Consider the following 23,832-nt stretch of genomic DNA (forward strand, 5'->3'; position numbering starts at 1 on the left):
ATTCTTTAAAAAAATGAATGTATGCTTTCGGTTTAATTTCTAAACAAAAGAAGCTATACTAAAATGGACAGGTGGTAACGATATGAAAAGAAAAAAGAAATTTTTGCTGACAACCGACCGTTCATTGATTTACTATGAAGTTTCAGGACAAGGCTTTCCCCTGTTTCTACTCCATGGAAATGGTGGCAGCGGTGAATATTTTAAAAAGCAAATCCCAGTATTTAGTAAATATTTTACTGTTTATGTCATGGACAGTCGCGGTCACGGACGTTCAACAAACCGCAGCAAGTACTTATCCTTTGACCAAATGGCTGATGATCTTGCTATGATTATGGAAACAGAACATATTTCTCAAGCCAATCTTGTTGGCTTTAGTGACGGAGCGAATTTAGCAATGGTATTTACTAAAAAATATCCACAAAAGGTTCAGCGCTTGGTTTTGAACGCCGGTAACACGCAAGTAAAGGGGGTTCATTTTTTGGCACAACTCTTCACTTTTGTAGCTTATCAAGCAGTTCGGCTTTTCGCAGTTTTTAGTAAAAAAGCACAGCAAAAATTGGCTGTTTTACAGCTCATGCTAACAGATATCGGCGTAACAACAGCTGATTTAAACCAATTCACTCAAAAAACATTAGTGATTGTTGGTAAATATGATTTAATTAAACGCAGTCATTCTCTTTATTTAGCAAAAGAAATTCCATATGCATCTTTTGTCCTTGTTCCAGGGCAGGGACATTCCTTTGCCCGAAAAGCACCTCAGCGTTTTAATCAAGAAGTATTGTCATTTCTGAGAAAGTAGGTACGTAATTTATGAAAACAATCATTCAATGGATCAAAGATCGACTGGGCTATCTTAAAACGTTATTTATTTTTTCGGTTGTCATTATTGTTATTCGCGAACTCCTTTCCATCAGCAAGACCATTTCAACTGCTCAATTAGCGGAAATTTTTCGGACAATCGGCTTTGGGAAAATTGCTGCAATGCTGGTTATTGGCTTAATTTCCGTTTTACCGATGGTTGGGTATGATATCATTTTGAATCGGATTTTAAAACAAAAGCAAAAAAAAGCCTTTCTCTTGGAGACGAGCTGGATGATTAATACGATCAATAACATTGCCGGCTTCGGCGGTTTGGTCAGTATCGGCTTGCGTTCTGAATTTTACGGAACTAAAAAGGATGGAAAATCCGTCGTAAAGGCGCTTTCCAAAATTTTAATTTTCTTAATGTCCGGTCTTTCAATCTACAGCCTTTTCGCTTTTTTATTAGTCGTTCTGGGGCATACCAATAATTACTTAGAGCAATATTGGATTTGGCTGATCGGCGGCGGATTATATTTCCCAGCGATCATGCTGCTAAGCTTCATTCGAAAAGATGAATACATTGGAGATATTGACAACAAAACGCGTATTCAATTAGTTCTAACGTCATTTTTAGAATGGACGGGTGTATTAGGCAGCTTTTTAGTCATTGGATTTTTGATGGATATTCCAATGAATCCTTTACAAATTATCCCGTTATTTATTGCCGCTTCTGTTATTGGGATTGTTTCCATGATTCCTGGTGAATTAGGCAGCTTTGATATTATGATGCTGATTGGTCTTTCCGCTTTGGGAATCAAGCGTGAAATTGGCGTGGCTTGGATTTTACTTTACCGATTATTTTACTATATTGTTCCTTTTATTATTGGAGTTATTTTCTTTTTGAAAAATTTAAGCCATGGATTAAATCAACGTTATTCCGGCATTCCACGTGAATTAATGACCGAGCTAGCGCATAAGGTCGCTGTTTTTCTAATGTATTTTTCAGGAATAATGATTATTTTGTCCGCAACTATTCCAAGTGCTTTTACACAGGTAAAATGGCTGGAAAAAATTAATCCTCTTTCGTTTCATATCCTTACCCAGCTGCCAGCAATCCTACTTGGTTTCTTACTATTAATTACCGGACGAGGGATCGCTGCTAAAGTAAAGCGTGCATATTGGCCAACCTTAGCTCTATTGACCATTACTTTAGCCTACACTTTTTTAAAAGATTTTAGTTGGGGCGTCTTAGTCTTTTTATCCTTATTACTGCTTATTATGATTTTTTCTAAAAAAGAATTGTTTCGAGAGCAGCTTGTTTATTCTTGGGAGATGGTTACAGTAGACGGAGGAATTTTTATACTCTTGACTGTGCTTTATATCGTAATTGGGGTCTATAATTTACCGACGTTTCCCCATCACAAGCATCATTTTATCTCCTTCTTTTTATTTCCATCTGAGAAGATTTGGTTTTCAGGATTCGTAGGGATTTTACTTGTCACACTTTTCAGTTATTTATTCATTCGTTACTTAGAAGGAAATCGTTATCGAATCGGCATCCCGCTCAACAGTCAGCGTGTCCAAAAGCTTTTAGATACTTACGGCGGCAACTCTGACAGTCAGCTAATCTTTTTAAACGATAAGGATATGTATATTTATACTGACAACACAGGTGAAGACACTGTCTTACTACAATTCAAAACCTTGAACAACAAATGTCTAGTTATGGGAAATCCTTCAGGTAAAAAAGAAGATTTTGCAGCAGCTATTGAACAGTTCCTTGCTGAAACAGACCGTTATGGCTATATTCCCGTTTTTTATGAGGTCTCTGAAGAATTCGCCATGTTTTTACATGAATTTGGTTACGACTTTATTAAAATGGGCGAAGAAGCCCATGGCGATTTAGTCAATTTTACTTTATCCGGGAAGAAGATGAAAAGTGAGCGCGCCGTCATGAACCGCTTTACAAAAGCCGGCTATCAATTTGAAGTTCTTACTCCGCCCTTTTCTGCAGATCTGCTTGCTGAGCTCAAGCTGGTTTCTGATGAATGGTTAGGCAGTCGCAGAGAAAAAGGCTTCTCTTTAGGCTTTTTCTCGGAACAATACCTCCAAAAAGGACCTCTGGCACTTGCCAAGGATGCTGAGGGCAAGCTTGCTGCTTTTGCCAATATTATGCCGACTTATACTAAAAACGAAGGCACAATTGATTTAATGCGCTACCGTAAAAATGTCCCTTCCGGTGTGATGGACTATCTGTTCGTTTCCTTGTTTACTTACATGCAGGAGGAAGGTTTTACTTACTTTAACCTGGGGATGGCTCCGCTAGCCAATGTGGGAACCTCGAAAAAGAGCTTTATTCAAGAACGCATCGCGTATTTAGTTTATGAATTCGGTTCTCGCTTTTATTCTTTTCAAGGCTTGAGAGAATATAAGGAAAAATACGCAGCCGAATGGATTCCTAGATATACGCTTTATTCCAGAGATAGCTTTATTGCTTACGTAATGATTGCCTTATTACTGGTAGATAACGCACCAATCGAACAACAGCCAAAAGTACACGGTATCCGCCGTATTCTCAGAAATAGATATCAGCGCTAAAAAACCAAGGCTGGTCATGTCAGCCTTGGTTTTTTAATCGATTGCAATCTTAAATTCACTATTCACGCAAGCAGTCCCTGTAATCCAAATGTCATGTTGCTCGTGTGCACCTCTTCGTGCTGTTACAATTATTTCACCGCTACGCTGAACGTGTTTTCCTTGAGTAATAATAAGTGTTTTTTCAAAGACGGCGGGATAAAGGTGATTAAGCGCATAAGCCCCCATCACGCCAGAAGCGGTTCCTGTTACAGAATCTTCGATCGTTCCGGAAAACGGTGAAGAAAAATGTCTAGCAGTAAAAGTTCCGGCTTCTTGTGAAACAACTGCAAATGGATGAATGGATGCCGAGGTCAGCTCTGTCAATATAGCAGGAAATTGATCAGAATGAGGCACCATTTTGTCCAGTACGCTTTGTTCCTTTACAGGCAAAAGCAATGTCCATGAACCGGTATTGCCATACTCAATAGGAAGAGTCGAATGTAAATCAGTCACTTCAATTCCCAAACTGGCGCAGAGAGCCGCTTTATCTCCGTTAAAAGAAATAAATTGTGGTTGTGCTTGCTTCATTCTAATTTTGTTGCCTGCTTCTTGATACTCTACGGTTAAATTGCCCGCTCCTGTTTCAATCGTCAGCACACGATCTCCATATCCCTGAGATAAGACAAAAACCGCCCCCATTGTGGCATGTCCGCATAAAGGGGTTTCATGTCCCGGTGTAAAATAACGCAGCCTCACAGCTGCTGTTTCACTTCGACAAATAAAGACGGTTTCGTTAAACCCGACAGCTTTTGCGATGCGCTGCATTTGCTTCTCGGAATATTTATCACCATTCAACACAACTCCTGCCGGATTGCCTTGACCGGGTATTTGAGTAAAGGCATCCACTCTTTTCACTATACACTCCAATTAATCCACCTGCTTTTTATTGGTTAGTATAGCATAAAAAAGCTCAAAAACAAGACGATTGAAATTGTCCTATTTTTGAGCTATGGGTTTTATTTTTCGATTTCAGTCACAATTCCTGAACCAACAGTCCGTCCGCCTTCACGAATAGAGAAAGTTGTTCCTTGTTCAACCGCAATCGGATGAATTAATTCAACATCAATCGTAACGTTATCTCCTGGCATAACCATTTCGACACCTTCTGGTAATTCAACGACACCCGTTACATCTGTTGTCCGGAAATAAAATTGAGGACGATAGTTCGTGAAGAATGGAGTGTGACGGCCTCCTTCTTCTTTTGTTAAAACATAAACCTCTGCCTTAAATTTTGTATGTGGCGTGATAGATCCTGGTTTTGCAATAACTTGTCCACGTTCAATTTCATCACGGGTAATTCCTCGTAAAAGAACACCGACATTATCACCAGCTTCTCCATATTCCAAAGTCTTACGGAACATTTCGATTCCTGTCACTACCGCTTTTTGTGTTTCTGGCTTGATACCCACAATCTCGATTTCATCGCCAACCTTCACTTTTCCGCGATCAATCCGGCCTGAAGCTACAGTTCCGCGACCAGTAATTGAAAAGACATCTTCTACTGGAAGTAATAGCGGTTTGTCTGTATCTCTTTCAGGCGTTGGAATGTATTCATCTACTGTGTCCATTAATTCCATAATCGCAGCTTCTGCTTCTGCATCACCTTGCAGTGCTTTTAACGCAGAGCCTTTAATAATTGGAATATCATCACCTGGAAAATTGTATTCATTTAACAGTTCACGAACTTCCATTTCTACCAAATCAATCAATTCTTCATCGTCCACTAAATCAATTTTATTCAAAAAAACGATCAAATGTTTAACGCCTACTTGACGTGATAACAAAATATGCTCGCGGGTTTGCGGCATGGGACCGTCTGTTGCAGATACTACTAAAATGGCGCCATCCATTTGAGCTGCGCCGGTAATCATGTTTTTAACGTAGTCCGCATGTCCTGGTGCGTCAATGTGGGCATAGTGACGTGCTTTTGTTTCATACTCAACGTGTGCAGTATTAATGGTAATGCCACGTTCTCTTTCTTCTGGTGCTGCATCAATACTAGCATAGTCCTGCGGGTTTGCTAGGCCTTGTTTTCCTAATACTGTAGTGATTGCAGCGGTTAATGTGGTTTTCCCCTGATCGACATGTCCAATAGTGCCGATATTTACATGGGGTTTACTTCTGTCATAATGTTGTTTTGCCATGATATACAAACCTCCTATATTGTTTAAAAGGTGAAAAGTCTGTCGATTAATTGACCAACTTTGACCTTTATACTCTTATTATAGTCATTTTTTTTCATAGTACAACTTATATGCTTACTTTTGATAAGTGATAGAAAAGCTTACTGTATCTCCTCAAAAGACAAACAAAAAAGCAGCCTGAATCACTCGACTCAGACTACTTTCTTTTTTATTTAACAGTTACTTGACCAATGACTTCGTTTGCAGAAGCTGTTTGATCTGCTTTGGCTAAATCATAGCCGGAAACGACATCTTGGTTTGTAAAGACAACGATTAAATCGGATTTTTTACCAGCTGTTGCCAAGGCCTGTAAATCGATAGTTGCCACTTTGTCTCCTTGTTTCAGAACTTGTCCTTCTTCAACATGTAAGGTAAATGGCGCACCTTTCAGCTCAACCGTGTCCAAGCCCATGTGCAGCAACACTTCAATACCGGAATCCGTTTGGATGCCTAATGCATGTTTTGTTGGGAAAATGCTGGTTACTTTACCAGCTACTGGCGTATAAACAGCACCATCTGTCGGTACAACTGCGAAGCCATCACCCATCATTTTTGCAGAGAAGACATCATCTTGCACTTCTGAAATCGGAATAACTTTTCCGTTTGCCACAGCATACAACTCAGCTTCTTTTGTTGAAGAAACGGGCGCTTCTGTTTTCACTTCAGTTTCAGACTTTTTTACAGGTTCACCTGCAGCAGGAGCGGCACCGTTACGGATTTTGCTCATTTCATCTGCAACGAATTGTACTTCCGTTCCTACAATAACCTGAATATTCTTGTCATCAATCACTTTAACACCGGGAACGCCGGTTGCTTTAATTTTTGCTTGATCAACCTTGCTTGTATCTGCAACTGTCAAACGTAAACGAGTAGTACAATTATCGATAGAAGTAACATTTGCGTCTCCGCCTAAGCCTTGGTAAATTTTGCTTGCCAAAACAGCGAAACGATTATCACCAGTTGTATCGATATCCGGTGTTTCTTCTCCATCCCCTTCTTCACGTCCAGGAGTCATCAAGTTAAATTTCTTAATGGCAAAGTCAAATGCAAAGAAGTAAAGAACAGCCATAATTAGACCTTGAACAATTAACATATAAGGTTGGTTGGCAATCGGATTACGTAAGCTCAATACGAAATCGACTAGACCAGCACTAAAGGCAAAGCCTGCTGTCCAATGGAAGAATGCAGAAATAAACAGTGAAATCCCTGTTAAAGCAGCATGTACAACATATAATGGCCATGCTACAAACATGAATGAAAATTCTAATGGTTCAGTAATCCCAGTAAAGAATGAAGCAAATGCAGCCGCAATCATCAATGAAGCTGTTGCTTTTTTCTTTTCAGGACGAGCATTGCGGTAAATCGCATACGCACCGGCAGGCAATCCGAACATCATCATTGGGAAGAAGCCGGCTTGGTACATACCAGTAATTCCTTTTTCACCAGTACCAGATAAGAAGTTACCAATGTCATTAATACCCGCTACGTCAAACCAGAATACTGAATTCAATGCGTGGTGTAAGCCTGTAGGAATTAACAGACGGTTGAAGAAGCCGTAAATACCGGCACCGACAGCACCTAATTTAGAAATCGCTTCACCAAAAGTAACTAGACCAGAGAATACAACAGGCCAAACAAAGAATAATACGCCTGAAGTAACTAACATTGCTACGGCAGTCATAATTGGAACTAAACGTTTCCCGCTAAAGAAGGATAACGCCATTGGCAGTTTCACTTGACTAAAGCGATTGTACATTGCTGCTGCAACTAGTCCAGATAAAATACCGATAAAGGCATTACCGATTTTAGCAAATGAAGGATCGACTTGTTCAACAGGAATCCCCTTCATTGCGGCAACTGCTGCACTAGAAAGCAAGGTTGTAACGACTAAGAAAGCGACTAATCCGCTAAGTGCCGCTGCACCATCTTTGTCTTTTGACATTCCTAAAGCCAGACCTACTGCGAATAATACAGGTAAGTTATCAATAATCGCACCGCCTGCTTTAACTAAAAAGACAGATAAGAAGTTAGGATCCCCTAATCCAGTCATTACGTTCGGATCGATCCAATACCCTATCCCCATTAAAATTGCTGCTGCTGGCAATACTGCTACAGGAAGCATCAATGAGCGTCCCATTCTTTGCATGTATGCTTTCATTTTTTGTTTCTCCCCTTGTCGTCTTTAATTGGTCATTCTTAAGCGTTCAATATGAATCGCCAGATAACCTAATTCTTCGTTTGGAACTTGGTAGTGAAAATTTCTCATTAACAAAACTTGAACCTTTTTTGAAATCTCATAGCTTTCCGCATATTTTTTGCGCACAACTTCTAAGATTTCGTCATCCAACACTGCATATTGATTCTGTTGAAAACGGTGAATAAATAAGCGCAAATGATTGACCAGACGAGAATAGCTCAAGCTCATCTTTTCATCATGAATATTGATTGCCAATTCTTGCTCAATTAAATGAATAATTTCTGAAACAATGGTGACTTCACGAATACTTTTACTATTATCCGTGCGGCCGCTGCGAGCACTGTGAATATGGATCGCAATATAACCTGCTTCATCATAACTGAAAGGGATACCAAGTGTTTGTGTTAAATAATCAACTGCCCACTGAGCAATTGAAAATTCCTCACTATAGAGAATTTCAATTTCATTCAACAGCTTGTTTCTAACGATGATATGATTTTGAATATTCTCAGCAGCAAAGGCAATGTGATCACTTAGTCCGATGTTAATATGCTCATTTAACTTTTCACCCAGCACAGTTTCAGCATGAGCAATAATTTCTTCGGTGACAAAAAAATATTTTTCATCGATTTGTGATAACAGAACCTGCAGTTTTTTCAAACCTTCCGGCTCCATAACAAACATTCGTTCCACTTGTTGCGGGAATAACAAGTCATTTTTCTTCTTGTTAAAACCCACGCCTTTGCCGACAGCCACTTTTTCCTGACCAGCATCCTCCACAAGTACTGCATTTTGATTAAGCACCTTTTTAATTTTCATACACATTCCTCTTCTGCAGAAGTAGATTGTTCGTTTTCTTGATTCAAGACAACAAAAAAGCATAGAACAACCCCATCAAAATATGAGTATATCATATCTCAATGAAATTCTTCCATGCCTAGTATTATCCAGTCACATGAAAACGCTATTCATTTTTGTTAACAGTGATAGTTTACAAAGATATAGACCACTTGTCAACTATTTTTATTTATTTTTTTTGAATAAACTAAAAGTAAAAAAGGTTGTAAACAGCAAATGCTATCGTACAACCTTTTTTTTACTAATTTTCTTCGTCTTCAGAATATTCTTCTTCATCATCGAAATCATCATCAACATCCTCATCGTCAATGATGGTTAAATCTTCTTCGATACCAGGCAGTACTTCTTCTTCGTCATCCGCGTCAGCACCGATTTCTTGTAAATCAGAATTGTAGGCTTTGATTTCTTCATCCTCATCATCGTCGTCATCATCATACAAGATATCGTCTTCTTCTTCATCCGTCAATTCTGCATCTTCCGGATCATCGTCATTGTAGTCAATTACGTCTTCGTCATCTGCATCCATAATAAACGCATTGACTTTTTTACGTTTTCTACGACGTGGTTTGTCTTCTTCATCTTCTTCCAATCCATGAGTAACTTCCTCATCAATTGAGTCAATTGGATACCATGAGCGCAAGCCCCAACGATTATCTCCCAATGAGATAAAACTGCCGTCAATATTTAAGTCAGTATAAAATTGTGCTAAAGAGTCACGAATTTCGCTGTCAGATTTTCCAAGATAATTTTGAATTTGGTTTACTAAATCAGAGAAGTCCATCACATCTTCACGTTGTTCTAAAATTGCATGCGCAACTTCGATCATGGATAATTCATCTTTGTTCAACCCGTCAAATACATTAATTTCCAAACGGTACACGTCCTTTCACAGTCTACTCTTTATCATACAAAAACATCACCGAAAAATCAATTAATTCTTGTATAATTACGCAGTAAATTCCAGTTCTAAATGATATTCGCCAATTTTTTCTGCTTGAGAATACAGATCGTAGTCAATTAGAATACTGCCGGCTACCGGCTGATCCTTTAAGCTAAAGCGTAAATTACGCGTAAATGTGGTGATTTGGAATAAACCATAAGGGGTTTTGTAGCTAGTATCCAAGCGCTCCTGATAAGCAAATTTTAAGCGCATGCGCATTTCACCAGCGCGAATCAGTTGAATTTTACCGTCCGGCTCAACTTTAATTGTTACAGGAACCGCTGTCCCCTCCTGCTCTTCTTTGTAGCGAATATAAAGTGTATCGCCAATATTGACAATTTGTCCTTCTAAATCGAAATAAAAGTTTTTCTTTTCTCCTGCCTGATCTACTACTGTTTTTAGTTGAATCGAAACAGGTGTTCCTTGAGATAAGTCCATTAAAAACACACTCCTTAATTAATCCATATCATACCACTGCTTTTTAAATAAAAACAAGCAAAGCAGCTATTTTTATTTTAGATTAAAACAACCATGGCTATTCCAGCAACGCTTCAGCAATTGCTTGATCGATCGCTAAAATTGTACAACAGCCGGCAGCGACTAAAGGCTTGATGCTTTCGGCTTTTTCAACACCACAGCCAATCACCATAACATCGGGAATCTGGATTAAATCTTCTACTTTGATGCCCAGCATGCGTTCACTTATTTCATTGTTTACCGTTTGCCCTTTTTTGTCAAATAATGATGCGACCGCGTCTCCTTTGACTTGTGTTGCTTCGATAATCTTTAACTGTTCCGTCTGCATATAGCCTAATCTTTTCCATGTTGAGCTTTGATTCGGATTACCTACGCCAATAATTGCAAAATCAACACTTCTAGCATCAGTCAACGCTTTCCCTACCAGCTGACTTTCATTCAACGCTTGAGCTAAATAGCGACTTTCTGCTAACGCTGGTGCATAAAAATATTGACAATGACTATCTAGCTTTTCCGCCAGGCGAAAAACTAAATGATTCGTATCGAAATACAAATGTTCACTAGAAATTCCACCGACTAAGGGATAAACATTGATGGACGGATAAGAACAATACGGCATCGCATCAATCATATACGCCAGTGTGGTTCCCCAGGATAAACCAATTTTCATATTTGGCCGAAGCTGCTCTTTTAGATAGTGGGAAGCTGCTTGACTGACCTTTTGTTGAAGCTCTTCTCTTGGACGCTGTTCATTTGCGGGAATGACAAGAACATCTTTTAACTGATATTTTTCTTCTAAACGGAGCCCCAGCGCTACACTATAGGCGGTTTCGTCGTTGATGGAAATAGAGACAATGCCCTGTTCCTTAGCCTGCTGCAAAATTTTTGATATAACGGGTCTGGAAATCTGCATTTGTTTGGCGATTTGAGCTTGTGTCAATCCATGTTCATAATACATAGTAGCAATTTTTAAGAGCTTTCTGCGATCTTCACTAATTTTCATTGACTCGTTTCAACTCCAGCCATTGCCTGTTCAATTGCCTGTAAAATGGTCTTTACTTGAGGCGTCGCCTGCGTTTCCAGATATTTTTGGGCTGGCATTGGAATGAATTCACCGCCTAAACGAATAATTGGCGCTTTTAATGACAGTGCTATTGGAGATTCCGCAATCACAGCGGCTAATTCAGCGCTAAAGCCGCTGTTTTTAACAGCTTCGGTAACCACAATTACGCGTTTCGTTTTTTGAACTGATGCTAGAAGCGTTTCGCTATCTAAAGGAACCAATGTTCTAGGATCAATGACTTCCACAGTGATTCCTTTTTCTCCAGCTAATTCTGCCGCCTCCAAGGCTTTAGAAACCATGATTCCCGTCGCAACAATCGTGATATCATTTCCTGGACGTTTAATATCTGCTTTGCCAATCGGCAATGTATAGCAATCTTCCGGAACCTCTCCAGTTGTTTTATATAAAAGCTTATGTTCATAAAACATCACCGGATTATTATCTTTAATTGCAGCATGGAGTAGCCCTTTGGCATCATAAGCATTTGAAGGTTGGATTACTTTTAATCCTGGAATATGAGCCATCCAATTTTCTAAACTTTGAGAATGTTGCGCCGCCGCTCCTGTCCCTGACCCAGCAGCAGTTCGCATCACCATCGGAACCTGCGCTTTTCCGCTGTACATATAATGAATTTTGGCAGCCTGATTGACAAGCTGATCCATTGCTACCGTGATAAAATCGGAAAACTGTAGTTCGATAATCGGACGCATTCCTGTCATTGCCGCCCCTACTGCCGCTCCAGCTAAGGCACTTTCTGAAATCGGTGTATCACGCACTCGACTTTTCCCGTATTTTTTCTGAAGATTTTTGGTCGCGCCAAAGCCGCCGCCATAAATGCCGATGTCTTCTCCTAACAAGAATACACGCTCATCCTGCGCTAGAGCTTCATCTAAGGCCTCATTAATCGCTGTCAAATACGTAATAGTTCTCATTTCTCTTCCTCCGCATATACATGGGTTCGCAAATCCTCAATTGTTGGTTCCTTATCCTGCTTGGCTGATTGTGCCAGAGCCGTCAAGCGTTCACGTATCTCTGCTTCTATTTGACGTAGTTCTGTTTCTGTCATGCCCTCTTCTTGAACTAGCTTCTTTTCCAAGCGGGCAATCGGATCATTTGTTTCCTGCCATTGCTGACACTCAGCCTCTGAGCGATACAATAACTGATCGGATTTGGAATGACCCATATGCCGATAGGTTAATGCTTCTATAAGTGTGGGACCGCCGCCAGATCGCGCTTTTTCTGCCGCTTTAGCGACTGTATCAGCGACAACCTGCAGATCGTTGCCGTCTATTGTAATGCCTTCAATACCATAGCTGACTGCACGGTCAGATAATTTCTCTACGTTCACCATTTGGTCAATGGCACTGCTCATCCCATATTGGTTGTTTTCGATGAAATAAATCACTGGCAGCTGCCAAATAGAAGCTAAATTTAACGCTTCATGAAAACTGCCTTCATTGGTGGCTCCATCTCCGGCATAACATAATACAACTTGATCTGTGCCTTGCATTTGAGCTGTCAAAGCGGCTCCAGCAGCAATTGGAAAGCCAGCACCTACAATTCCATTTGATCCCAGATTTCCGACATCTAGATCAGCAATGTGCATGCTGCCTCCTTTGCCTTCATTCGTTCCTGTTTTTTTTCCCAGCATCTCAGCAAACATACGACGAATATCCGTTCCCTTCGCAATACAATGACCGTGATTTCTATGGGTGGAGACTATCCAATCACTCTTTTTAAGGATTCCTGCTCCGCCAACGGCCGTTGCCTCTTGGCCAATACAAAGATGCATGGTGCCATATAACTCTCCTGCTTCAAATAATCCTTGTATAGTTTCTTCAAAAATGCGAATTTCCCACATTTTTTTTAAAGCTGAGAGATTATCTAATGTAGAAAGACTCATCGTCTCACTCCTTTACATTTGTTCTCAACCAAATCATATGTAAATATTTTAGCGGTTTCCCAAAAGGATAGCAACATTTTCTTAACAAAATACGGCTTTTCTTAAAAAATGACAAGTTTCTGCGGGTTTTCCATTCAGATAAGCATGATTTTTCTTATAAATCGTTTATAATAGAAAGTGGAGGTGGAAACATGTTATTTCACGATGAACAAGCAACTTTATTTTGCATGCACTGTCAAAAAGAAACCCTGCATGACATTGAATATATGAATGAAGTAATCTCCGGCATTGAATGCGAAGAATGTCATAATAAAATGAGCATTGATATTGATGCAATGAAACAGTTTTATCACTACTTATATGAGCGTTTAGTCTCCAAACCGGGACGTTTAACGGAAGAAGCTAGACAAGATTTTAGTCGCTTTTTAGCCTCTATGCCCATGCGCATCATCAGTAAACCTGTTAGATTTATCAATGAATATGACCAAATGAATAAAGAAGTAAAAAAATACGTTTCACGAGTTAGTCAGGATGAAGAGTTAGATGAAGAATGAGTTTAAGGCATATTTTAAAGAAGCAACAATTGCCGTTTATGATCAGCATTGCTTAAGCGCAAAGGATTATTTTCTGCCATTTGCTTTAACCGATCTTTTTACCGCGTATGCCGGAACGCACCAGCAGTCAATCGTTCATTTTTGGCAGTTGGATCAGGCAATGATTTTAGGGATGAAAGATACACGAGTAACTGATTTAACAGCTGGGCTAGCTTCTTTAGAGAAGGACGGTTATCATGTTCTTGTGCGCAATTCTGGCGGACTAGGTGTCATTAGCGATGAAGGAATTCTAAATGTATCACTGATTATCCCCAATCCGTCAAAGCAAAAAATGAGCATTGATCAAGCCTACACCCTAATGTGGCATTGGATGAAGGCCGCTTTTGAAACAGAAACAAAGCAAATCAAGGCGTTTGAAATTACCGATTCTTATTGTCCCGGAACATTTGATCTTAGTATTAATGGTAAAAAATTTGCCGGCATTGCGCAGCGCCGGATTAAAGACGGCACAGCAATTATGATTTATTTAAGCGTCAATGGCGACCAAAACAAACGAGGTCAAGCAGTTAGAAATTTTTATAAAGCAAGTCTGCACGAAGCGTTCGGACAAAATGGGTATCCAGCCGTTGATCCGTCGGTAATGGCTAATTTATCAGAGCTGATTGATCAACCGCTGACAATTCCTACGGTGAAAAAACGCTTGTTGGATGTCCTTCCTACTGTTGCGGCAACTCTTGATGAAAAGATAATAGCAGAGCAATTAAACACTGCTGCTTTCACAGATGAAATAAAGAAGCAGCTTGAAAAAATGGCGCAAAGGAATCAGCTTTTGAAGGATTATCGCTACTAACAGTTCGATCCTCTTAGTTAAAAAGGAGTGAAAAAATGACAAATCTGACAACCTATAAAAATCAATTACTGCCCATCGAAAAAGTCTTTCGTGATCCTGTTCATAATTATATCCACGTTCAGCATCAAGTTATTTTAGATTTAATTAACTCTGCTGAAATGCAGCGTTTAAGAAGAATCAAACAATTAGGCACCTCATCTTTTACCTTTCATGGTGCGGAGCATAGCCGTTTTTCACATTCTTTGGGCGTTTACGAAATCACTCGCCGAATATGCGATATTTTTCAGCGCAATTATTCTGTTGAACGTTTAGGAGCAGACGGCTGGGACGATAACGAACGTTTAGTTACTCTTTGCGCGGCCCTGTTACACGATGTTGGACACGGCCCCTATTCCCATACATTTGAACATATTTTTCAAACGGATCACGAAGCGATTACTGTAGAAATTATTACTTCTCCCGAAACGGAAGTTTTTCAGATATTAAATCGAGTCTCCGCTGATTTCCCTGAAAAGGTAGCGAGTGTAATTACGAAGGAATATCCAAACCCTCAAGTTGTTCAAATGATTTCCAGCCAAATTGATGCAGACCGTATGGATTATCTGATTCGAGATGCTTATTTTACCGGCACAGAATACGGGACCTTTGATTTAACCAGAATATTGCGGGTTATTCGTCCCTACAAAGATGGCTTGGCTTTTGCTATGAATGGCATGCATGCGGTAGAAGATTATATTGTTAGTCGTTATCAAATGTATGTTCAGGTTTATTTTCACCCTGTTTCCCGAGGAATGGAAGTAATCTTAGATCATTTACTCCATCGTGCAAAAGAACTTTATGAGGAACAGCCGGATGATTATCAGCTACATTCACAGCTGCTGGTGCCTTTTTTCAAAGGCAATTTTTCGCTGTCAGATTATCTGAAATTAGACGACGGTGTCTTAAATACTTATTTTACTCAATGGACCTCTCTACCCGATCCTATTTTAAATGATTTAGCTGCACGTTTTTTAAATCGTCGGCCCTTAAAATCCGTTACTTTTTCTGGCAATAAAGAGTCAGTGACCATCCGTCATCTTCGTGCTCTAATTGAAAAAGTCGGGTATAATCCCAAATACTATACTGCAATTAATTCAAGCTATGATTTACCTTATGACTTTTACCGTCCCGAAAAAAACAGTCATCGCACACAAATTGAAATTATGCAAAAAGATAGCACCTTAATTGAATTATCCAAAGTCAGTCAGCTAGTCGCGGCACTAGCCGGACAAACCCAAATTGATGAACGCTTTTATTTTCCAAAAGAAATGGTCGACCCGAAAAGACAACAAAACTACGACTTGTTTGATGACTCTTATCGTGAATTCGTTTCTTATATTCATAATGGCGCATTAATCGAAGGAAAAGAATAAAATTACATGTCACAGGAGGCAACTATGTCAGTCAAATTAGTAGCAATTGATATTGATGGAACCTTATTAGATTCCAACCGCAGAATTACCCCGAAGGTGAAAGAAACACTAAAAAGAGCAAACGAACAAGGTATGTATATTGTATTATGTACCGGTCGCCCTTTGCCGGGAGTCACAGAACAGTTAACAGAGCTTGAATTGTACGGCGATAATGATTACGTTATTACCTATAACGGCTCGCTTGTCCAAGCGACAAAATCAAAAGAAATTATTTCCCAATATACATTAAGCTATGATGATTTTTTAAACATAGAATTAATGTCGAGAAAAGTGGGCGTCCATCTTCACACGATCGACAGCGAAGCAATTTATACAGCTAATCGGGATATTGGTAAGTACACCGTCCACGAAGCCAGCTTAGTCAATATGCCGTTGAAATATCGTACAGTTGATGAAATGACACCGGATATGTCGATCATTAAAATGATGATGATTGACGAACCAGAAATTCTAGACAACGCTATTGCACAGTTGCCGGCTTCCTTTGTTGAAAAATATACAACTGTTAAAAGTACTGACTTTTACTATGAAATACTCAATAAAGAAGCCAGCAAAGGCAATGCTTTGGCAAAACTAGGAGAGCATTTAGGCGTAAAACAAGCTGAAATAATGGCGATTGGCGACAATGAAAATGATTTATCCATGATCGAATACGCCGGCATCGGTGTGGCGATGGGCAATGCCACAGATAATATTAAAAAAGCTGCTGATATTCAGACCTTAAGTAATGACGAAGATGGCGTTGCCGAAGTTTTATTAAATTACTTATAAAACATAAACGAGGTGAATCAATAGTCATTTAGGTGCGAGCAATTGCAGTAAAAGAAAAAACAATATGCTTTTGATACTCATCGGATTTTTGAAATTGGCGAAGAAACTGACTTTTGGTCACCGTTTATTCGCAAATAGGGCAAGACAAAACTAAAAAATAGTTTTGCTTGCCCTATTTTATGTAGCTTATATTTTTAATTCTTGCCACTTTTTCACAGCCCACTTGTGACTGCCTCTTTTCAATAATTCTATCCCCTTGGTTACAGGGACCCAGTGAATCTGATTTGTTTTTTCAAGCGGCTCACAAACTTGTGTCCATTCATCCGCTACGAAAAAGTAACCTGGATTATAATAATCTTTTTGACGATGACGAGAATGAAAATATTCATCTGCCTGCCCTAAATAATTGCCTATAACTACTTTAATTCCTAATTCTTCTATCATTTCACGATGAATGGCTTCTTCGTTCGTTTCACCGCATTCTACTTCACCGCCCGGCAAAAAGTAAGCACCATTAGGAGCTTGAATCAGCACAATCTCCGTACCAGCCTTTCTGGATACAATAATATAGGCTCCTACTCTTTTTTTATAAACTATTGTATCTAATTTTTCACCAAAAGCTGGCGTTCCCATAAAAACAACTCCTTTTCATATATCCTAATTTTACATGAGAATTTTCTAATGAACAAGTATTATCCTATCATTTCATTCCCAATAAAAAGCTTGTTTATGCTACTATAAAAATATTGGCAGTTCTTTTATACAAACTGCGATATCATTTATTGAAAGGAAGATGATCTTGATGAAAATGGCTCATACTTGTGTCCGTGTCAAAGATTTAGAAGCATCATTGGATTTTTACCAAAAAGCCTTCAATTTTGAGGAAAGTCGGAGACGTGATTTTCCGGAAAACAAATTTACATTAGTCTATCTAACGCTCCCAGGCGATAATTATGAATTGGAATTAACGTACAACTACGATCATGAAGCTTATGATCTAGGAAACGGCTATGGTCATATTGCTATTAGCACTGATGACATCGAAAAACTTCATGAAGAGCAAAAAAATGCCGGCTTTTCCGTTACTGATATGAAAGGATTGCCGGGAACTGCACCTTCCTATTATTTCATTACAGATCCTGATGGCTACAAAATTGAAGTTATTCGTGCCCGTTAAGCATTTTAAGAATTATTGGGCTACAATGCCTTTTTTGCGCATAGAAGCAATGCATTATTCGCGTTGCTTCCATGCGCTTTTTTGCTTTCAATAGAAAAATCCCCCTTTTTTTACCAATAAGTGATAAACTACAACTACAGATTATTTTTAGGATGTGGTCAAATGTCGAACGTTATTGGAATAGCAGGAAATCAAATTATTGAAGCGGTGGATGTTTTTAATGGAAATTACGTAACCTACACGCCCCAGGGCTTTGTTGATGCGGTTCAACAGGCTGGAGGCTTACCTTTTGTCATTCCTATCGGAGACCCAAGCCAAGCTGCGGCCTATGTTTCTAAAATTGACAAGCTGTTATTAGCCGGTGGACAGGATGTTTCTCCGCAATTTTATAATCAAGAACCCCATCAGAAATTAGAAGAAACGAATTTTGCACGTGATTCTTTTGAAATTGCTCTGATTAAAGAGGCCAGAAAACAGCACAAACCAATTTTTGCTGTTTGTCGTGGTATGCAATTGCTGAATGTTGCTTTAGGCGGCACTTTGTATCAAGATCTTTCTCTTTATGCTGATTGGCAAATTAAGCACGCACAGCAGCCTACCAAGCCTCAATTTGCAACACATGATATTTTTGTTGAAAAGGATAGCTTACTTTATCAGCTTTTAGGAGAAAAAAGTCAGGTTAATTCTTACCACCATCAAGCGATTCATACACTGGCCAATGATTTGATTGTGACTGCTAAGTCTGCTGACGGTATTATAGAAGCTATTGAATCCCGTGACCCGAAATTGTCTTTACTGGGCGTTCAATGGCATCCTGAACTTCGTTTCAATGTATCAGAAAAGGAATTCAAACTCTTTGACTTTTTTGTCAATGAATTATAGAAAAAGAGAGCAAGCTTATCAGTGAATCGGTAAGTTGCTCTCTTTTAATTCTTTACTACGCTTAAAAGTCAAAATTGTCCGGATCGGCTCCTACACGTTCACCTGTATTTAGCTGATTGATTTTTTCCATATCTTCGTCACTCAATTCAAAATCAAAAACGTCAAAGTTCTCTTGGATCCTTTCTTTATGCACAGATTTCGGAAAGACAATGATATCATTTTGTAAGTGCCAGCGAATAATCACTTGCGCAGCTGATTTATTATATTTGTCGCCAATTTCAATTAATGTAGGCTCCTTAAGAATTGTTCCTTGACCTAAAGGAGACCATGCTTCCACCGCAATATCATGCTCTGTCAAAAATTTGCGCAAAGGCTCTTGGGTTAACCTAGGGTGAAGCTCGATTTGGTCAACAACCGGCAGCACACGTGCATCTTTCATAATGTCTTCTACATGATGCTGATGGAAGTTTGACAGACCAATCGCTTTAGCTCTACCACTGTCATAAATCTCTTCCATCGCTCGCCACGAATCTTTGTATTTTCCTTCTACCGGCCAATGAATCAAATATAAATCAACGTAATCTAATCCCAATCGTTCTAAGCTTTCATCAAATGCTTTAAAGGTACTTTCGTAGCCTTGATCTGCATTCCATAATTTTGTTGTAACAAATATTTCTTCTCTTGGAACACCTGATGCACGTATTCCTTCGCCAACACTCGCCTCGTTATCGTAAACCGCGGCTGTATCAATTAAGCGATAGCCTGTTTCCAAGGCCCATTTTACTGAATCGGATGCTTCAGCACCATCTTTTGCTCGCCATACACCAAGACCTAATCTTGGGATGATCGAACCATTTGCTAATTGCTTTGTTTTTTCTAAAGACATGCGTTTACCATTCCTTTCATAAAGATATCTAGAACTTTATTATACCTTGATTGAACAGGAATAAAAAAAATTTAACTTGTAATTTTCCAAGTGCTTTATCCAAGGATTTTAGATTTCGTCATAATAGGTTAGTTCGTATTCTGTAATTAATTCATTTAACTTTTGAGCATAGCTGATATCTGTTGCATAGGTACCGGTTAAATAAGCAGTTGCTTCTCTGTAATCATTCGTTTGACTTTTCCATGCTCCTTTGTAAAATAATGGATCATGATCAAGGCCGTTTTTTAGAAGAAAAACATAATCCAAAAGCGCATCTTTATAAGTCGGATATCTACGGAAAGCAGATGAAACAGTATACAGCTGTCCTGCCCCATCATCCTCTTGCGTAAGTAAAGTAGTTGACAACTCTTGATATGCTCCTTTCATGCCAAATATATTATAATACGGGGGGTTAGACAACATACTCGTACCTGAACCTGATTCTAAAATCGCCTGAGCAAGCATGACTGAAGCATATAAATCATTCTTAGCTGCAATTTCCTGTGCTTCGTTACAGATTTCATCGATGAACTGATCAATACTATCCTTGCTGTTTCGTCTTCTCTTCGCCTTTTTCATCAATACCGGCTGTTCGTTTCTTGCGCTACTGTTTCCTTTAGCGGCCGCTTTCAAGTGTAACGGTTCTCCAAATAATGCCATTGTTGCTAAAGCGATTAAGATACTTCGTCTAATTTTCATCCAATCCCCCTGCCTTCCTTTTTTTTGCTTTCTAACATAAACATACGCAATAAAAGCAGAATTTTTTTGGAAAATAAAAAAACGGAAAAGTCATAAGCAGTACTTTTCCGCAACGTTCCTCTTTTTAATTCTTAATATTTCTTATCCAGCCAGCTGGGGCTTCAATATCACCCAACTGAATTTTAGTCAGTGTATCATAAAGCTTTTGTGTCACTGGACCAACCTCTGTTTCACTATAAAACACATGGAAATCATCCCCAACTTGAATGCCGCCAATCGGAGAAATCACTGCAGCTGTGCCACAAGCTCCAGCTTCTGTAAATTTATCTAGAGAATCAAGGTAAACATCTTCTTCAACAGCTTCCATGCCTAAATGATGCTCCGCAAGATAAAGCAGTGAATACTTAGTAATACTTGGCAAAATAGAAGGCGACAATGGCGTAACAAAGCGATTGTCCTTGGTAATACCAAAGAAATTTGCTGAACCAACTTCTTCGATCTTAGTATGTGTCGCCGGATCTAAATAAATACAATCAGAAAAATGTCTTTCTTTCGCTAGTTTTCCAGGATAAAGACTGGCTGCGTAATTTCCGCCAACCTTAATCGCGCCAGTTCCTTGCGGGGCTGCCCGGTCATATTCGGAAACAACAAAATTCGTCGGTGTCAGACCGCCTTTAAAGTAGGCACCGACCGGCATACAGAAAACAGTAAACAAATATTCCGGCGCTGGCTGCACCCCGATTCCTTCACCGATTCCAATTAATAGAGGACGGATATACAAAGTCGCCCCACTGCCGTAAGGCGGTACAAACTCTGAATTTGCTCGTACCACTTCCTCAACAGCTTGAATGAATTTCTCTTCAGGAACCTCAGGCATCAGTAGTTGTTTGGCACTACGGTTCATTCTTTTGGCATTTTGATCTACACGAAATAAATTAATCGATCCATCCTTACAGCGATAGGCCTTAAGTCCTTCAAAACATTGTTGGCCGTAATGTAAAGCGGCCGATCCTTCATTAATGTGCAAGGTATTATCTTCTGTCAGCTTTCCTTGATCCCACTGGCCGTCTTTCCAAATAGAAAGATAGCGAAACGGGGTCTTTATATAGTCAAAGCCAAGATTAGCCCAATCAATTGTCATACGATCACTCCTTATTTTCAGAATATTGTAACATATTACCGATATCATTGTTAAGCTTTTTTCATAAATAATGACATCTTTCTGCAAATTCAAGTATAATATTAACAAGAATACTTTTATAAACAATAAAAGACTGAATAAAATGGACAAAGAAAGTTGGAAGATACTCATGTTTTTTTTAGGTCAATCAAGCAATTCCACGATTGAAAGCACCTTAGACTCTACTTTGGATATCAAAGCAGTTACTGAGAAAAAAGTCAGCGCCATTCAGCGCTTTTGGGACAGCATTAATTGGGATCAGATAATAGCGACCCTAATCGAAAAAGCGATTTATATTGTCTTTTTGATTCTGCTGTTTATTCTGTTAAACCGCATTGGTAAACTATTAATTGATCGAACCTATGGCAATTATAGTAAAAAGCAAGCACTGAGTCCTAGCAGATTAAAAACGCTGCATACACTAATTAATAACGCCTTTCAATATACGTTATTCTTTTTCTTTTTATATTCTTTATTGACAATCGTAGGCGTTCCTGTCGGTTCGTTATTGGCTGGTGCCGGAATCGCTGGTGTCGCCATTGGTTTAGGCGCACAAGGCTTTATGAATGATATTATTACTGGATTTTTTATCATATTGGAACAACAAATGGATGTGGGCGATTATGTTCGTTTAACTTCTTTAGGCATTGAAGGAACCGTCACTTCTGTCGGACTAAGAACGACACAGATGAAAGCCTTGGACGGCACGATTCACTTTATCCCCAACCGCAATATCACTACCATCAGTAACCTTTCCCGTTCCAATATGCAGGTTCAAATTGATGTACGCATTATTCCTGATGAAGGTTATGAAGAAATAACAGCAATTTTAGATCAAGTGAATGAAAAGTTAAAAGAAAAATACTCTGACAGCATCCAAACAGGGCCCACTCTTTTTGGCATCGTAGATCTAGGAAACGGTAATTTCGCTGTTCGAACTACAATGTATGTATTAAACGGCAAACAGGCAGTAATTAAGGAAGAATTTTTAGCACAATATGTGAAAAAACTTACGGAAGCTAACTTTACAATACCAAACACACCGATTACTTTAAAATAAGCTTAAAAGAAAACAAGAGCAGCCAAAACGACTGCTCTTGTTTTTTTAGATATCCAACGATTTTAAAAATTGACCGATATGGGCGACAGCAAAAGATAACGCAGCTTCATTTGGTTCAAATTTTTCAGAATGCAAACCATAAGGACTGTCCACACCTAACCAAAACATAGTTCCCGGTACTTTGGATAACAGATAACCAAAGTCTTCGCCTGTCATGGCCACCTGCGCTTCTTCAAAAACAACATCCGGCTGCTGTTGCATAAAGTGAATGAATTGACTAGTTGTTTCAGGATGATTGATGACCGGAAGATAGCCCTTTTGATCTAAAACAACATCTACCTCGCACTGAAATGACTGAGCGATTCCTGCGCCAATTTCTTGAATTCTTTGTTGAGTTAACTGATTCATTTCTTCCGTTAAAGTACGGATTGTTCCGGAGACCTTAGCCTCTCCAGCAATCACATTAGTAGCTGACCCGGCATGAAAAGTCCCGAAGGTCACCACTGCGCCTTCAACCGGATTCACATTGCGGCTGACAATCGTTTGCGCTTGCTGAACAAGACTTATCCCTGCAACAATCATGTCATTAGAATCCTGAGGAAAAGCAGCGTGCCCGCCTTTACCTTTTAAAGTAATCTGCATTTCGCAAGTTGCCGCAAAAAGTGTCCCTATCTTTGTAGAAATAGTTCCTACAGGTAAATCCGGATTAACATGCAGTCCATAAAACTCATCTGGCAGCCATTGACCGAACGCCTGATCTTCATACATCAGCATGCCCCCGGCTTCATTTTCCTCAGCTGGTTGGAACAAGAATAAGTAGTTGTTTTTGGGCTGAACTAACGTTAGCTGTTCTAATAAACCTAAGCCAATAGTCATATGAAAATCATGACCACACGCATGCATTTGTCCAGCATGAATTGAACGAAAATCAGAAACAACCTCTTCTTCGATCGGTAATCCGTCAATATCAGCCCGCCAACCAATTGTTTTTTCAGGAGAAGTGCCTTGAACGAAAACCATAATTCCGGTGCGCCAAGTTTTGATTTCAAGCCACTCTTGATTAAGTGAATAAATAATTTCTAATAATAATTGCTGTGTTTTTACTTCTTCTAACCCAATTTCCGGAATTTGGTGTAATTTTCTGCGAATCTCAATTAATTGTTCTTGAATCACTGTATCTGCCTCTTTTCTATTTCTCACGTT

Annotated in this window: 23 protein-coding genes; 9 read left to right on the plus strand and 14 right to left on the minus strand. The window is 39.3% G+C overall.

The annotated features are described in order from the left end of the window. Positions 1-82: 82 nt before the first annotated feature. A complete protein-coding gene (locus ABH902_RS01600) occupies positions 83-799 on the plus strand; it encodes an alpha/beta fold hydrolase (protein ID WP_404588777.1) in 717 nt (238 codons plus the stop codon). Between the two features lie 11 nt (positions 800-810). Then, positions 811-3,399 carry a bifunctional lysylphosphatidylglycerol flippase/synthetase MprF gene (gene mprF / locus ABH902_RS01605; protein WP_404588778.1) on the plus strand — a complete coding sequence of 863 codons (2,589 nt, stop codon included), beginning with the start codon at positions 811-813 and terminating at the stop codon, positions 3,397-3,399. A 33-nt stretch (positions 3,400-3,432) separates the two neighbouring features. Here the strand turns inward: mprF and ABH902_RS01610 are convergent, their stop codons facing one another. The 9 genes from ABH902_RS01610 to ABH902_RS01650 all read right to left on the minus strand — a co-directional run bounded on the left by ABH902_RS01610 (position 3,433) and on the right by ABH902_RS01650 (position 13,059). Continuing rightward, positions 3,433-4,293, minus strand: a complete 861-nt coding sequence (locus ABH902_RS01610) for a PhzF family phenazine biosynthesis protein (RefSeq protein WP_404588779.1) — start codon at positions 4,291-4,293, stop codon at positions 3,433-3,435. Between the two features lie 101 nt (positions 4,294-4,394). Next, entirely contained in the window at positions 4,395-5,582 is a 1,188-nt protein-coding gene (tuf, locus tag ABH902_RS01615; protein ID WP_404588780.1) for an elongation factor Tu, read from the minus strand. A gap of 208 nt (positions 5,583-5,790) precedes the next feature. Next, positions 5,791-7,779, minus strand: a complete 1,989-nt coding sequence (gene nagE / locus ABH902_RS01620; RefSeq protein ID WP_404588781.1) for an N-acetylglucosamine-specific PTS transporter subunit IIBC — start codon at positions 7,777-7,779, stop codon at positions 5,791-5,793. 24 nt (positions 7,780-7,803) lie between these two features. Continuing rightward, positions 7,804-8,637, minus strand: a complete 834-nt coding sequence (locus tag ABH902_RS01625; protein ID WP_404588782.1) for a PRD domain-containing protein — start codon at positions 8,635-8,637, stop codon at positions 7,804-7,806. Positions 8,638-8,917: 280 nt separating this feature from the next. After that, positions 8,918-9,547 (minus strand): DNA-directed RNA polymerase subunit delta, encoded by a 630-nt coding sequence (gene rpoE, locus ABH902_RS01630; protein ID WP_404588783.1) that lies wholly within the window; start codon positions 9,545-9,547, stop codon positions 8,918-8,920. A gap of 75 nt (positions 9,548-9,622) precedes the next feature. Next, on the minus strand, positions 9,623-10,054 hold the full coding sequence (locus tag ABH902_RS01635; protein WP_404588784.1) for a DUF1934 domain-containing protein: 432 nt from the start codon (positions 10,052-10,054) through the stop codon (positions 9,623-9,625). Between the two features lie 97 nt (positions 10,055-10,151). After that, positions 10,152-11,096: a sugar-binding transcriptional regulator gene (locus tag ABH902_RS01640; RefSeq protein ID WP_404588785.1), complete on the minus strand. Its 945-nt coding sequence runs from the start codon at positions 11,094-11,096 to the stop codon at positions 10,152-10,154. Then, positions 11,093-12,088 carry an alpha-ketoacid dehydrogenase subunit beta gene (locus ABH902_RS01645; RefSeq protein WP_404588786.1) on the minus strand — a complete coding sequence of 332 codons (996 nt, stop codon included), beginning with the start codon at positions 12,086-12,088 and terminating at the stop codon, positions 11,093-11,095. Before ABH902_RS01645 ends, ABH902_RS01640 begins: the two co-directional genes overlap by 4 nt. Beyond that, a complete protein-coding gene (locus ABH902_RS01650) occupies positions 12,085-13,059 on the minus strand; it encodes a thiamine pyrophosphate-dependent dehydrogenase E1 component subunit alpha (protein ID WP_404588787.1) in 975 nt (324 codons plus the stop codon). The genes ABH902_RS01645 and ABH902_RS01650 overlap by 4 nt, the downstream gene beginning before the upstream one ends. Before the next feature lie 191 nt (positions 13,060-13,250). Between ABH902_RS01650 and ABH902_RS01655 the strand changes: the two genes are divergently transcribed. Genes ABH902_RS01655 through yidA form a run of 4 tightly spaced genes read left to right on the plus strand, consistent with a single transcriptional unit; the run spans position 13,251 to position 16,706 of the window. Further along, on the plus strand, positions 13,251-13,613 hold the full coding sequence (locus tag ABH902_RS01655) for a hypothetical protein (protein ID WP_404588788.1): 363 nt from the start codon (positions 13,251-13,253) through the stop codon (positions 13,611-13,613). Continuing rightward, a complete protein-coding gene (locus ABH902_RS01660) occupies positions 13,603-14,463 on the plus strand; it encodes a biotin/lipoate A/B protein ligase family protein (protein WP_404588789.1) in 861 nt (286 codons plus the stop codon). The genes ABH902_RS01655 and ABH902_RS01660 overlap by 11 nt, the downstream gene beginning before the upstream one ends. Before the next feature lie 35 nt (positions 14,464-14,498). Continuing rightward, on the plus strand, positions 14,499-15,875 hold the full coding sequence (locus ABH902_RS01665; RefSeq protein ID WP_404588790.1) for an HD domain-containing protein: 1,377 nt from the start codon (positions 14,499-14,501) through the stop codon (positions 15,873-15,875). A 24-nt stretch (positions 15,876-15,899) separates the two neighbouring features. After that, entirely contained in the window at positions 15,900-16,706 is an 807-nt protein-coding gene (gene yidA / locus ABH902_RS01670) for a sugar-phosphatase (protein WP_404588791.1), read from the plus strand. Between the two features lie 186 nt (positions 16,707-16,892). Here yidA and ABH902_RS01675 read toward each other — a convergent pair whose 3' ends face one another. Next, on the minus strand, positions 16,893-17,339 hold the full coding sequence (locus tag ABH902_RS01675; protein WP_404588792.1) for an NUDIX hydrolase: 447 nt from the start codon (positions 17,337-17,339) through the stop codon (positions 16,893-16,895). A 169-nt stretch (positions 17,340-17,508) separates the two neighbouring features. Between ABH902_RS01675 and ABH902_RS01680 the strand changes: the two genes are divergently transcribed. Next, positions 17,509-17,883, plus strand: coding sequence for a VOC family protein (locus ABH902_RS01680; protein ID WP_404588793.1), 375 nt, complete (start codon positions 17,509-17,511; stop codon positions 17,881-17,883). Between the two features lie 162 nt (positions 17,884-18,045). After that, positions 18,046-18,765 (plus strand): gamma-glutamyl-gamma-aminobutyrate hydrolase family protein, encoded by a 720-nt coding sequence (locus ABH902_RS01685; RefSeq protein WP_404588794.1) that lies wholly within the window; start codon positions 18,046-18,048, stop codon positions 18,763-18,765. 61 nt (positions 18,766-18,826) lie between these two features. Here the strand turns inward: ABH902_RS01685 and ABH902_RS01690 are convergent, their stop codons facing one another. The 3 genes from ABH902_RS01690 to ABH902_RS01700 form a co-directional block, all read right to left on the minus strand. Continuing rightward, the gene (locus ABH902_RS01690) at positions 18,827-19,651 is read right to left on the minus strand and encodes an aldo/keto reductase (RefSeq protein ID WP_404588795.1); all 825 of its coding nucleotides are present in this window, start codon (positions 19,649-19,651) and stop codon (positions 18,827-18,829) included. A gap of 108 nt (positions 19,652-19,759) precedes the next feature. Then, positions 19,760-20,389 carry a glucosaminidase domain-containing protein gene (locus ABH902_RS01695; RefSeq protein WP_404588796.1) on the minus strand — a complete coding sequence of 210 codons (630 nt, stop codon included), beginning with the start codon at positions 20,387-20,389 and terminating at the stop codon, positions 19,760-19,762. A 124-nt stretch (positions 20,390-20,513) separates the two neighbouring features. Further along, positions 20,514-21,530 carry a branched-chain amino acid aminotransferase gene (locus ABH902_RS01700; RefSeq protein WP_404588797.1) on the minus strand — a complete coding sequence of 339 codons (1,017 nt, stop codon included), beginning with the start codon at positions 21,528-21,530 and terminating at the stop codon, positions 20,514-20,516. 169 nt (positions 21,531-21,699) lie between these two features. On the opposite strand from ABH902_RS01700, the gene ABH902_RS01705 reads away from it, so the two are divergent. Continuing rightward, positions 21,700-22,629: a mechanosensitive ion channel family protein gene (locus ABH902_RS01705; protein ID WP_404588798.1), complete on the plus strand. Its 930-nt coding sequence runs from the start codon at positions 21,700-21,702 to the stop codon at positions 22,627-22,629. Between the two features lie 45 nt (positions 22,630-22,674). On the opposite strand, the gene ABH902_RS01710 is transcribed toward ABH902_RS01705, so the two are convergent. Continuing rightward, a complete protein-coding gene (locus ABH902_RS01710; protein ID WP_404588927.1) occupies positions 22,675-23,799 on the minus strand; it encodes an N-acetyldiaminopimelate deacetylase in 1,125 nt (374 codons plus the stop codon). Positions 23,800-23,832: the final 33 nt, after the last annotated feature.

The organism is Enterococcus sp. UD-01, from assembly GCF_044909655.1.
Taxonomy (GTDB): Bacteria; Bacillota; Bacilli; order Lactobacillales; family Enterococcaceae; genus Enterococcus_L.

What these genes read in the sequence shown, in the direction of transcription:
- ABH902_RS01600 (WP_404588777.1), top strand. Translation starts at nt 83, where the DNA reads ATGAAAAGAAAAAAGAAATTTTTGCTGACAACCGACCGTTCATTGATT.
- mprF (WP_404588778.1), top strand. Translation starts at nt 811, where the DNA reads ATGAAAACAATCATTCAATGGATCAAAGATCGACTGGGCTATCTTAAA.
- tuf (WP_404588780.1), bottom strand. Translation starts at nt 5,582, where the DNA reads ATGGCAAAACAACATTATGACAGAAGTAAACCCCATGTAAATATCGGC.
- nagE (WP_404588781.1), bottom strand. Translation starts at nt 7,779, where the DNA reads ATGAAAGCATACATGCAAAGAATGGGACGCTCATTGATGCTTCCTGTA.
- ABH902_RS01625 (WP_404588782.1), bottom strand. Translation starts at nt 8,637, where the DNA reads ATGAAAATTAAAAAGGTGCTTAATCAAAATGCAGTACTTGTGGAGGAT.
- ABH902_RS01635 (WP_404588784.1), bottom strand. Translation starts at nt 10,054, where the DNA reads ATGGACTTATCTCAAGGAACACCTGTTTCGATTCAACTAAAAACAGTA.
- ABH902_RS01640 (WP_404588785.1), bottom strand. Translation starts at nt 11,096, where the DNA reads ATGAAAATTAGTGAAGATCGCAGAAAGCTCTTAAAAATTGCTACTATG.
- ABH902_RS01645 (WP_404588786.1), bottom strand. Translation starts at nt 12,088, where the DNA reads ATGAGAACTATTACGTATTTGACAGCGATTAATGAGGCCTTAGATGAA.
- ABH902_RS01650 (WP_404588787.1), bottom strand. Translation starts at nt 13,059, where the DNA reads ATGAGTCTTTCTACATTAGATAATCTCTCAGCTTTAAAAAAAATGTGG.
- ABH902_RS01655 (WP_404588788.1), top strand. Translation starts at nt 13,251, where the DNA reads ATGTTATTTCACGATGAACAAGCAACTTTATTTTGCATGCACTGTCAA.
- ABH902_RS01660 (WP_404588789.1), top strand. Translation starts at nt 13,603, where the DNA reads ATGAAGAATGAGTTTAAGGCATATTTTAAAGAAGCAACAATTGCCGTT.
- ABH902_RS01665 (WP_404588790.1), top strand. Translation starts at nt 14,499, where the DNA reads ATGACAAATCTGACAACCTATAAAAATCAATTACTGCCCATCGAAAAA.
- yidA (WP_404588791.1), top strand. Translation starts at nt 15,900, where the DNA reads ATGTCAGTCAAATTAGTAGCAATTGATATTGATGGAACCTTATTAGAT.
- ABH902_RS01675 (WP_404588792.1), bottom strand. Translation starts at nt 17,339, where the DNA reads ATGGGAACGCCAGCTTTTGGTGAAAAATTAGATACAATAGTTTATAAA.
- ABH902_RS01680 (WP_404588793.1), top strand. Translation starts at nt 17,509, where the DNA reads ATGAAAATGGCTCATACTTGTGTCCGTGTCAAAGATTTAGAAGCATCA.
- ABH902_RS01685 (WP_404588794.1), top strand. Translation starts at nt 18,046, where the DNA reads ATGTCGAACGTTATTGGAATAGCAGGAAATCAAATTATTGAAGCGGTG.
- ABH902_RS01690 (WP_404588795.1), bottom strand. Translation starts at nt 19,651, where the DNA reads ATGTCTTTAGAAAAAACAAAGCAATTAGCAAATGGTTCGATCATCCCA.
- ABH902_RS01695 (WP_404588796.1), bottom strand. Translation starts at nt 20,389, where the DNA reads ATGAAAATTAGACGAAGTATCTTAATCGCTTTAGCAACAATGGCATTA.
- ABH902_RS01700 (WP_404588797.1), bottom strand. Translation starts at nt 21,530, where the DNA reads ATGACAATTGATTGGGCTAATCTTGGCTTTGACTATATAAAGACCCCG.
- ABH902_RS01705 (WP_404588798.1), top strand. Translation starts at nt 21,700, where the DNA reads ATGTTTTTTTTAGGTCAATCAAGCAATTCCACGATTGAAAGCACCTTA.